We start from the raw sequence: 1,169 nt of genomic DNA on the forward strand, positions 1-1,169 counted from the left end.
TTAATGTTGGCAACTAATTGATAGTATTATACTTTAAGACCCCTTGAAATACCAGAGAGCCGTTATTTAGTGGCTTAAAAAGTCGAGGGTTTAATCTGGAAGAGACTCATGTGACGGACCCTGAGCGGATTAAACGACTTTTAATCATTCCGGTGATTACTTTTTGTTGGGCGCATCGCATCGGTGAGTGGCAGCATGATTCAGTTAAACCGATTAAAGTAAAAAAACATCTACGTTTTTCTAAAAGTATCTTTAAAACTGGTTTGGATTTTATTCGTAATGCTATATTTAATCCTACCTCCTTATTTAATCTCGCTGCTTTATTTCACTTCCTTGATTTTAATCATTTTAACTCTTCAAGTTAATTTTTGTCATGTACAGAGTATGATATATTAAAAGAAGCGGGACTTAGTTGGCATCAAACTCAAGCGATCAATCCGAAACGGGATGAAGATCAAGTTCTACTGAAGCGGGAAGAGCTTAAAAAAAACTTGAGGAGCGTCAGGACGAGATAGTGGCTGGTCAACTTGTTGTTTTTGCTGAAGATGAGTGTCATTTGTTATCGGGTGATACCCTCGGTTGTGTGTGGGGAAGAAAAAATGAAAGAACGGAGGTTCCGATTAAAAATGCTAGAGACAAACAAACTTATTATGGGGCACTCAATCTTTATAATAAAGATTTTGTTCTCGCTCCCTGTAAGAAAGGAAATGGAGAAAATACGGTTTTATTTATCAAAAAATTACGGGATCTTAATCCGGATAAGAAGCTGATGATTATTTGGGATGGGGCTAGTTATCATCGCTGTCAAGAAGTTCATGATTACTTGAGTGAAGTCAACCAAGACCTAGATAAAAAAATTGGAAAGTGACTTGCCTTTTGTTTGCGCCGAATGCTCCTGATCAAAATCCGGTTGAAGATGTTTGGTTAAGAGGAAAAAATTTTCTACGAAAGAATTTTTATAAAAATAAAACATTTAATCAAGTTAAATGCTGTTTTTTTAATTTCATTAATAAAAAGATTTTTGATTTCAAAAAAATAGAATGGTATCTAAAAATTCCACAACCTGCATAGGAAGGCTATAGTCTTCCCAATTGATATCCATACATACATTGTAACTACCTACCCTCAAACGCCAGCCGAAGGGTATCGAACGGATTGATGCCGTTCAG

At 35.8% G+C, this 1,169-nt stretch carries 2 protein-coding genes; both read left to right on the forward strand.

Going from position 1 to position 1,169, the window contains the following annotated elements:
• The first annotated feature begins 110 nt into the window (after positions 1–110).
• Positions 111–365, forward strand: coding sequence for a hypothetical protein (locus tag BN874_RS24085; protein ID WP_154724680.1), 255 nt, complete (start codon positions 111–113; stop codon positions 363–365).
• Positions 366–514: 149 nt separating this feature from the next.
• The gene (locus BN874_RS23110; RefSeq protein ID WP_195912064.1) at positions 515–868 is read left to right on the forward strand and encodes a transposase; all 354 of its coding nucleotides are present in this window, start codon (positions 515–517) and stop codon (positions 866–868) included.
• Positions 869–1,169: the final 301 nt, after the last annotated feature.

This window comes from Candidatus Contendobacter odensis Run_B_J11 (assembly GCF_000531125.1).
In the GTDB taxonomy this organism is placed as follows: Bacteria; Pseudomonadota; Gammaproteobacteria; order Competibacterales; family Competibacteraceae; genus Contendibacter; species Contendibacter odensensis.